General features: G+C 36.4%; 7 protein-coding genes and 2 pseudogenes. 5 read left to right on the forward strand and 4 right to left on the reverse strand.

All coding sequences use genetic code 11. The features are described 5' to 3' along the window. Positions 1 to 266 precede the first annotated feature (266 nt). Both QQZ16_RS22960 and QQZ16_RS22965 read left to right on the forward strand, forming a co-directional pair. A pseudogene (locus QQZ16_RS22960) lies at positions 267 to 908 on the forward strand (IS21 family transposase); the annotation flags it as partial. Positions 909 to 960: 52 nt separating this feature from the next. Continuing rightward, positions 961 to 1,047: pseudogene (locus QQZ16_RS22965) on the forward strand (hypothetical protein); the annotation flags it as partial. Between the two features lie 37 nt (positions 1,048 to 1,084). On the opposite strand, the gene tnpC reads toward QQZ16_RS22965, so the two are convergent. The 3 genes from tnpC to tnpA are packed head-to-tail and all read right to left on the reverse strand — an operon-like array spanning position 1,085 to position 3,424. Continuing rightward, complete coding sequence (gene tnpC, locus QQZ16_RS22970) at positions 1,085 to 2,704, reverse strand: IS66 family transposase (RefSeq protein ID WP_048717388.1); 1,620 nt, start codon at positions 2,702 to 2,704, stop codon at positions 1,085 to 1,087. Positions 2,705 to 2,753: 49 nt separating this feature from the next. Further along, positions 2,754 to 3,113: an IS66 family insertion sequence element accessory protein TnpB gene (gene tnpB, locus QQZ16_RS22975; protein WP_031540354.1), complete on the reverse strand. Its 360-nt coding sequence runs from the start codon at positions 3,111 to 3,113 to the stop codon at positions 2,754 to 2,756. After that, positions 3,107 to 3,424: an IS66 family insertion sequence element accessory protein TnpA gene (tnpA, locus tag QQZ16_RS22980; RefSeq protein WP_031540353.1), complete on the reverse strand. Its 318-nt coding sequence runs from the start codon at positions 3,422 to 3,424 to the stop codon at positions 3,107 to 3,109. Before tnpA ends, tnpB begins: the two co-directional genes overlap by 7 nt. Before the next feature lie 576 nt (positions 3,425 to 4,000). Here tnpA and QQZ16_RS22985 point away from each other — a divergent pair. From QQZ16_RS22985 to QQZ16_RS22995, 3 genes are all read left to right on the forward strand, one after another. After that, positions 4,001 to 4,438 carry an Hsp20/alpha crystallin family protein gene (locus tag QQZ16_RS22985; RefSeq protein ID WP_031540323.1) on the forward strand — a complete coding sequence of 146 codons (438 nt, stop codon included), beginning with the start codon at positions 4,001 to 4,003 and terminating at the stop codon, positions 4,436 to 4,438. A 1-nt stretch (position 4,439) separates the two neighbouring features. Further along, entirely contained in the window at positions 4,440 to 4,613 is a 174-nt protein-coding gene (locus QQZ16_RS22990) for a hypothetical protein (protein ID WP_192840933.1), read from the forward strand. Between the two features lie 244 nt (positions 4,614 to 4,857). After that, positions 4,858 to 5,004 (forward strand): hypothetical protein, encoded by a 147-nt coding sequence (locus tag QQZ16_RS22995; protein WP_155986803.1) that lies wholly within the window; start codon positions 4,858 to 4,860, stop codon positions 5,002 to 5,004. Between the two features lie 30 nt (positions 5,005 to 5,034). On the opposite strand, the gene QQZ16_RS23000 is transcribed toward QQZ16_RS22995, so the two are convergent. After that, positions 5,035 to 5,610, reverse strand: a complete 576-nt coding sequence (locus QQZ16_RS23000) for a recombinase family protein (RefSeq protein WP_031540329.1) — start codon at positions 5,608 to 5,610, stop codon at positions 5,035 to 5,037. Positions 5,611 to 5,899 lie beyond the last annotated feature (289 nt).

A 5,899-nucleotide genomic window follows, 5' to 3' on the forward strand; every position in this document is an offset into this window, starting at 1 on the left:
ATAATGTAAAGCGTATACTTTACGCAGATTGGCGAGAGAGTGAAGGCATACATGTAAGTCCTAAATAAAATTTGTTAGGATAAGAGCATTTCTTGGTGAATATAAACTTTAGTCTTCAACAATCAGGCGCTTTAATGAAGTAACTAAAGCCTAATTTTTCACTTATAACACCGAGTATAAATGCTAATTTAATAATGTACAGAAATGATTACATAAGAATGTACAGTTTAGTGTCATACATGCATACTTACACTGAGGTGAAGAGGATGCATGTACATCTAGATATAAGTACAGATATAGAAATTAATTGTTTGGAAGATTTACCAAAGTTAAAGCTTCTAATGTAGAGCCTAAATATGAAAATAAATAAAAGTAGATTAGGGCGGGAATTAGGTGTAGATAGGAGGACAGTGGATCGATATTTAAATGGGAATAGTTCTTGCAAAACTCGTAATAGAAAGTCAAAAATAGATGACTTATATAACGTTATATCTGAGCTACTTTCAGAGGAATCTATACAAACCTTTTACTACAAGAGGATTCTATGGGAGTATCTAAAAGATAACCATGGGTTAGAATGTTCTCAGTCATCTTTCCGACGCTATATATCTGATAAACCTGAATTCCAGGCATACTTTAGTGATGGAAAAAGAATTCAAGCGAACAAGACCGTTGTTCGTTTTGAGACCCCTCCCGGGGAACAAGCACAATTTGATTGGAAAGAGAACATTAGATACATAACAAAAGAGGGGGAAATTATATACGTCAATGTCGGGGTACTAGTGTTAGGTAATTCAAGATTCAAGTCTTATGGACTAACCATGTCAAAGTCACAAAGTGTACTAATATCCTTTTTGATGGAAAGCTTTGAAGCGTTTGGAGGAGTTCCAAAAACAATATTAACGGAGATGTGGGCATTGTGGTAGCCCATTTGGAAGAAAGGTATGGAACTCTACCGATGAAAGGCTTAGAAGAATTGTCTGGAGATGTAATGGAAAATACAGTGTCAAAGGTGAAAAAAGCTGTCAGAACGTAAGCGTCAAATAGACCCCACCTATGTTTTAGATGGGGCCTGGGTTATTATTTAGTTAAGTTTTTTAAATGAAATACAAGACACTGGTAGTGTCGTTGACCAAGGAAGTAGTTGGTCAAGGTTATCATGATCTGTCAGATCCAAGTTGGGAAGCTGCTCAAATAGATAGCGAAGATAGTAATATGGATTCAATCCGTTTGCGATCGCTGTCTCCACGATACTGTATATGATGGCACTGGCTCTCGCACCATTTGGTGTGTTACTAAACAGCCAAGCCTTCCTTCCAAGCACTACTGGCTTAATAGCCCTTTCGCTTCTATTGTTATCGATTTCTAATCGACCATCCTCTAGAAATGCCACTAACTTATCCCACTGGTTTAGACAGTATGTAATAGCTTTGCCGAGACCACTTTTAGGCAACACATGTTGTTCTTGTACTTTTAGCCATGACAAAAAAGAGTCTAGTATTGGTTTACTTTGCTCTAGACGTTGTTTATACCGTTCTTCCGGCTCTAATTCCTTTAACTTTCGCTCAATCGTGAAAAGTTGATTACAGAATTGGAGACCTTCGGTCGCAGCGACTGGTTTTATACTATTTGTAGGCAGTGCTTTTAAGACATCGGTAAAACCACGTCTGGCATGAGCCCAACAACCAACAAGTGTTACGTTTTCTACTTTATGATATCCGGCATAACCGTCCACTTGAAGAAAGCCTTTGAATTCCTTTAAGAAGTTCATTGGATTTTCTCCAGCTCTGGTTTCTTGATAATCATATAGTATGATGGGAGATCCCTCGACACCTGTACGGTATAGCCACAAATAGGATTTAGATGAAGCGGATCTACCTGGCTCTTGAAGCACTTGAAGAGTTGTCTCATCCGCACAAACAATGTCAAGCTTAACTAGGAGCTGATGCATCCGACTATATAGCTTGCTTAACCAACGATCTGCTCCGTACATCATCCAATTAGCCATCGTTTGACGAGATAATGTTATACCCAAACGATGTAGATGTTTTTCCTGTCTATATATAGGAAGTCCCTCTACATACTTTTGGCTCATGATATGTGCCAACATAGATGGAGATGCGAGACTTCCCGCAATGACTGGCTTCGGCATGGGCGCGGTTTGGATCGGCGTTTCAATGGCCTCCTGTTCACAATGGCGGCATGAATAAACATGGCGCACATGCTTCACCACTTTTACTTCAGCTGGGATATATTTTAATTCCTGACGGACTTCTGTACTCATTTCATGCAGGTTTCCACCGCAACACGAACAGACCTGCTCTTCATCGGATAAACGATAATCGATCGTTTCCACAGGCAGATTTTCTAACATCAACTGACGTTGGCCGCGTTTCTTCTTACGGCGGTAGGTGATGGTTTCTACGGTAGGTTCGGGTGATGCGAGGTCCGCTTCTTGTTCAACTTCATTAAAAAGAGTTAGTTCCAGTTGACCTGGAATGCCCTTTTCGCTAGATACACCAAAACGTTTAGACTGATGAAGGCGAAGCTGTTCTTGTAACCAACTAATCTTGGCTTCAGATTCACTTTTTTCCTTTTCTAGCTTCGCCTCTAAGTCTGCGTTTTTCTGTTCCAAGAGTTGAACGCGCTCGAGAAGTTCTTCAATTGTAGGAGTTGTGTTTGCTGTTTTCTTTGTCTTTTTCATGATTTCATTATACTATAAGATCCAACCGATTACTCTCATAATTTCATGTTTAAACGACAGTTTTTGCAGAAACGACGGGATGTGCTTTTGTCTGTTCTAATGATAAACCATCTAACAACCAATTCAATTGGCGACGTGAGATTTTATACGGACCTAAGCTCCCATGATCAGATGGCCAGTGAAATGTTCCACGTTCGAGTCTTCGGTAGTACAACCAAAATCCGTTGGTATCCCAATGAAGAATCTTGAGTTTATCGCGTTTCTTGTTACAAAAAACAAAAAGACTCGATGAAAAGGGATCTAGATTGAATTCCATCTGAACGATGATAGCTAATCCATCAATGGATTTTCTCATGTCCGTGCTACCTCGAGCGAGGTAGACACTCTCAATCGTTGATGCATTTAGCATATGGATTGAAGTGTCCTTACCACATCTACAAGCAGCTGGGGATCAAAGCCTTGTTTGACCTCTAACGCTACGTGACCAACATGAACAACTATGTTAGATTGAGAGTCTGTCATTGTTTCATCCATTTCTAATGTAATCCATTGTGAAGGGGTATTTGACGTGTCTTCGGTTGTTTTAAGCTTCTTCTTCCAATACCAGAATTGATGAATACTGACCTCGTTGGCTGCACACCAATTTGAAGCACTTAGTCCGCTTGTCATATAGTTAGCAATCCGTTTTTCCCATTCAACTCTAAGATCGGATCTCTTCATATAGCAAAACCTCCATTATGTGTAATCTCTAGGAGATTATCGCATATAAAAAAGCGTCAAACCATGTGGGTATAGTTTGACGCTTACGTCAGAACAAACATATTGACGATAAAGTCTTATACCAAGCTTTTATTAACACGTTTTATGCCATCATAGAGAACAAAGATTATTTTTTAGAAAAATGGCAGCAGAACATAGATAGTGAAGATTATTTACAAAAATATAGAGTAAGACAGTTTATTGAGCTCATTGAAAAAGCAGAGCCAATAACAGAGTTTGATTTGGAGTTATATTTTACATTGATTAGAAAGTTGACTGTATTTGAAGGGGAAAGAATTGTTGTGAGTTTATTAGATGAAACGGAAATAGAATGTGAGATTGAGTAGATTATTATTGGTCTTGAAGGGTTTGTATTCTGCTATTTGGGTTAATTCTATGGAAGTTGTGTTAAAAGAAACACTCTAAAAATTGGTACAGATACGAATCCATTTGTACAGAACGTAAAATAAAGGATTTATGAATAAACGTATACAAAATTGGAATAATATCTTTGAAAATAAACAAGGAGGATTGAATATGTCATTAGTACCTTATGATCCATTTAGACAATTATCAAATATGAGAAGAGAATTCGATCGTTTCTTTTCGGAATTACCAATTTCGTTTGACAATGAACATGGTATAGGTGGGATTCGAGTAGATGTTCATGAAACTGAGAATGAGATTGTGGCAACATGTGATTTACCTGGTCTTGAAAAGAAAGAAGATGTAGATATTGATATACAAAATAACAGATTAAACATTAGTGGTTCTATCAAGCGTACCAATGAAATAAAAGAAGAAAATATGTTAAAAAAGGAACGCTATACAGGTCGTTTTCAACGTATGATAACACTTCCAAGCCCCGTTTCACATGATGGGGTTAAAGCTACCTACAAAAATGGAATACTTGAAATAACAATGCCAAAAGTGGCGAAGGACGTAAAAAAGAAGATAGATGTAAGTTTCCAGTAACATGAGTAAATTGCTACTGGTCATGAAAGATTTCGGGTATGACTACATGCAGGAATTAGCTAAAGAAAGTCCTGATTTGGTGGATTTGATAATTTTAACTATTCATTCACCTGAACAACAAAAGAAAAAGGTCATTTCTGAGTTAACAGATAATATTAAGAAAAACTTTTTATAAATCTGATAAGGATCATAGGCTTTATATAAGCTAATAAATAATCATTATAGTACCTAAATTGTAATTAATTCATCGAAAGAGAAAGACAGGTTAAATAACTTGTCTTTTTTGTTTTACAATTAACAAAAGATTATTTGGTCAATCTTTGTAATAACATGTTTACTATAACCAACATAAATAATTATGAATAACAATACCATAATTTTGTAATGCTAACTGTAAACTAACATTTTGAGAGGATATTATGTACATAAATAAAAACTTATCTGTACAAGTCAAAGATCGATTAGATTATTGTGATGACTTAGTAATTAGGACATTTCCAGAGTTGAAAATTGAGGTATTATATTTTGGTCATCTAGTAGGGGTACGGAAACGATTCGAGGATTGAGGGGCCACACAGGTAATAATTTACATTCTGTTATATCCCCTCTTTTTCCTCCATTTCCTTTAGCTTACGATAAAACGCTGCCTGACTAACCTTTGTAATGGCACATATCTCCTTTACCGTTTTATCTGTTGTATTTCGTAATTCAATTGCGTGGTTCATTCCTGGATGTTTATCCGTATATTTTTTTACTCTTCCTCGATATTTACCCTTTTGCTTGGCCAATTTAATCCCTGAACGTTGCTTCTCTTTAATCATTTCTCGATCTAGCTCACTAAATGCTGCCATTACAGTTAAAAAGAATTTACCAGTAGGTGTCCTTGTATCAATTCCTAAATTAAGGATAACAAAGTGGATGTTCCTTTCACGAAGCTGTTCAACTAGCTGTAACAACTGAACAGTGTTTCGACCAAGACGATCCATTCGAGTCACAACTAAGGTATCTCCAGTTGTAATCTTGGAAAGAAGTTCATCCAATTGTTGCTTCTGTTTAGAAACACCACTGATTTTCTCCTTTACAACTTCGTCTACTCCAAATTTTGTAAGTTGTTCGATTTGGGTATCAAGGTTTTGGTCTTGTGTACTAACCCGGGCGTATCCATAGATCATATTTTGTCCTCTTTTAATATGTATTTTTGATAGGTGTTATTGAGAGTCTATCAAGCTAATATGTCACTTTAGACGTTATTTTGCACCAATTTTAATCGCTATTTTGCATTATAAGTAATAAAAAAGTTATCTTAAAATGATAGCTGATAAGTTAAAATAAAGTTCTTCAACTTAAAATTAAGTGGTTAAAACAACAGTTATGATATTCCATTAAAGGGCCAGATTGTTGAGGAACGTTTTCAAGTAAATAGATTATTCTAGTATGAATATACGCATGAAATGCTCCTTT

The organism is Bacillus sp. T2.9-1 (genome assembly GCF_950097965.1).
GTDB classification, from domain to species: Bacteria; Bacillota; Bacilli; order Bacillales; family Cytobacillaceae; genus Niallia; species Niallia hominis.